This window comes from Streptomyces sp. NPDC057623 (assembly GCF_042800355.1).
Lineage (GTDB): Bacteria > Actinomycetota > Actinomycetes > Streptomycetales > Streptomycetaceae > Streptomyces.
The window spans coordinates 1-2,794 of record NZ_JBHVGZ010000165.1 but is presented as its reverse complement, the minus strand read 5'-3'; the positions used below and the strand labels follow the sequence as shown (position 1 = coordinate 2,794).

Genomic DNA, 2,794 nt, shown 5'->3' with positions numbered 1-2,794 from the left:
CCAACCCCACCCCCAACTGGACCACCCTCCTCCCCACCCCCCACACCACCCCCCACCTCCCCACCTACGCCTTCCAACACCACCGCTACTGGCTGAACTCGGGCCTCGGCACGGGTGATCCGGCGGATCTGGGACTGGGCTCGGTGGAGCATCCGATGCTGGGCGCCCTGGCGGAGGACCCGGCCACCGGCGGGCTGCTCTTCACCTCCCGCTGGTCTCTGTGGTCGCAGCCGTGGCTGGCCGACCACGCCGCCGGCGGGACCACGCTCGTGCCGGGGGCCGCCCTCGTCGACCTCCTCATCCGCGCCGGGGACCAGGCCGACACCGGTCACCTCACCGAGCTCGTCATCGAGGCGCCGCTGTTCGTTCCCGAGGAAGGCGGCTTGCACATCCGGGTGAGTGTGAGCGGGCCTGACGAGTCCGGGCTGCGCACGGCGCACGTCCACTCCCGTGCCGAGGACGCGGAACCTGGCGCCGGGTTCACGCGCCACGCCTCCGCGCGTCTGTCTCCCGAGGCGCCCGCCCCGGACTTCGACCTGGCCCAGTGGCCGCCGGCCGGCGCGGTCCGGCTCGACGGCGCCGCTGAGCGGGCGTACGGCGAACTCGACGCCACCGGTTACGGCTACGGCCCCGCCTTCCGCGGCCTGCGTGCCGTATGGACCCAGGGCTCAGACGTGTACGCCGAGGTCACCCTGCCCGAGGAGGCGGGCAAGACCGAGGGATACGGCCTCCACCCCGCCCTCCTCGACGCCTGCCTGCACGCCGGAGTCTTCGGCGAGCCGGAGGACGGAGCGTCGGAGCGGCGGCTCATGCTGCCCTTCGTATGGAACGGCGTGTCGCTGTACGCGACCGGTGCCACGACCCTGCGTGTGCGGCTGTCGCCGCAGGGCTCCGACTCGATGAGGGTGCGGGTCGCGGACGCCACCGGCGCCGCGGTCGCGTCGGTCGACTCGCTTGTCACGCGGCCGTTCAACACCGCTGAGGTGCGGCGGACGACCGGCGACTCCGGCCGTGACCATCTGTACCGCGTCTCGTGGGAGACGGCTGAGGTCACTTGGCGAGAGGCTGGGCCGGAGCCGGTCGCGGTGGTGAGCGGGGCGGATGTACGGGCGGTGGCCGAGGCCGGTGAGGTCCCTGACGTCCTCGTCCTGGGCGTCGGTGCGGACGGTGGCTTCGACGACTGTGACGCGGCGTCCGTTCACTCGCTGACCAGCCGGGTGCTGGAGGTCGTCCAGGCTTATCTGGCCGAGCCCCGTCTTGAGGACACGAGGTTGCTGGCTGTCCTCCATGGCGCCTTCGCTGTCGACGGCCGGCATTCGCTGACGGACCTGCCCGCCGCCGCGGCCGCCGGTCTGCTGCGTTCGGCGCAGGCGGAGAACCCCGGCCGGATCACCCTCGTCGACACCGACGACAGCATCCCCCTGGACCGGATCGCCGCCACCCTGCCCACCCTCGACGAACCCCAACTCGCCATCCGCCAGGGCACCTCCCACGTCCCCCGCCTCACCCGCCACCACACCGACACCCAACTCCACCTCCCCACCAACACCAACACCGACACCGACACCGACACCTGGCGCCTTACCCCCAGCCCCGACCACACCCTCGAAGCCCTCACCCTCCAACCCACCCCCGACACCCAACGCCCCCTCAACCCCGGCGAAGTCCGCATCCACGTCCACGCCGCCGGACTCAACTTCCGCGACGTCCTCATCGCCCTCGGCATGTACCCCGAACCCGACGCCCCCCTCGGCAGCGAAGGCGCCGGCACCATCACCGAAACCGCACCCGACGTCACCGACTTCACCATCGGCGACCGCGTCATGGGCGTCTTCCCCGCCACCATCAGCCCCCACGCCATCGCCGACCACCGCACCATCACCCCCATCCCCCACCACTGGACCTACACCCAAGCCGCAGCGGTACCGACGATCTATCTGACCGCCTATTACGCGCTGCGTGATCTAGCCGGGTTGAAGCAGGGTGAGTCGGTGCTCATCCACGCCGCCGCGGGCGGCGTGGGCATCGCCGCGACGCAGATCGCCCGGCACCTAGGCGCCGACGTCTACGCCACCGCCAGCCCCGCCAAATGGGACCTCCTGCGCGCCACCGGCATACCCGACGACCACATCGCCAACTCCCGCACCCTCGACTTCGAAGAACACTTCAAACACACCACCGACGGCCGCGGCATCGACGTCGTCCTCAACTCCCTCACCGGCGAGTACATCGACGCCTCACTCCGCCTCCAGACCAACGGCGGACGGTTCATCGAGATGGGCCGGACGGACACCCGTGACCCTGAGCAGATCGCACGGCAGTACCGGAACGTGGAGTACCAGGCGTTCGTGCTGGCCCACATCGACAAGGACCTGATCCAGCGGATGCTGGGGGAGCTGGTCGCGTTGTTCGAGCAGGGAGTGCTGACCCTGCCGCCGCTGACCACCTGGGACGTACGGGATGCGCGCACCGCCTTCCGGGAGATGAGCCAGGGCAGGCACATCGGCAAGAACGTCGTCGTGTTGCCGCGTGACTTCGAGCCGGAGGGAACCGTACTGATCACCGGTGGTACCGGGACCCTGGGTCAGTTGACGGCGCGTCAGATGGTCAGCGAGTACGGCGCTCGGCATCTTCTGCTGACGAGCCGTCGGGGGCGGGATGCCGAGGGTGCCGCGGAACTGGAAGCCGAGCTCACCGCACTCGGCGCCGACGTCCGCATCGCCGCCTGCGACGCCGCCGACCACGACGCCCTCGCCCACCTCCTCACCACCATCCCCCACACACACCCCCTCAC

1 protein-coding gene is annotated in these 2,794 nt (G+C 70.6%); it reads left to right on the top strand.

Annotated features, from left to right (window positions below):
• A partial coding sequence (locus ACFU95_RS50835) for a polyketide synthase dehydratase domain-containing protein (RefSeq protein ID WP_383844719.1) occupies positions 1–2,794 on the top strand: 2,794 nt, incomplete at both ends.